The organism is Bacillus cereus group sp. BfR-BA-01524, from assembly GCF_022662595.1.
GTDB lineage: Bacteria > Bacillota > Bacilli > Bacillales > Bacillaceae_G > Bacillus_A > Bacillus_A thuringiensis_S.
Genome location: NZ_JAKUDW010000502.1, coordinates 1 through 213, shown reverse-complemented (window position 1 = coordinate 213; position 213 = coordinate 1). Strand labels below are relative to the sequence as shown.

The following is a 213-nucleotide window of genomic DNA, read 5'->3' as shown; positions in this document are numbered from 1 at the left end:
CTACCTTGTTACGACTTCACCCCAATCATCTGTCCCACCTTAGGCGGCTGGCTCCAAAAAGGTTACCCCACCGACTTCGGGTGTTACAAACTCTCGTGGTGTGACGGGCGGGGTGTACAAGGCCCGGGAACGTATTCACCGCGGCATGCTGATCCGCGATTACTAGCGATTCCAGCTTCATGTAGGCGAGTTGCAGCCTACAATCCGAACTGA

The 213-nt window shown here is 55.4% G+C and carries 1 rRNA gene; it reads right to left on the bottom strand.

The features are described 5' to 3' along the window. Nucleotides 1-213, bottom strand: a 16S ribosomal RNA gene (locus MR170_RS32090); the annotation flags it as partial.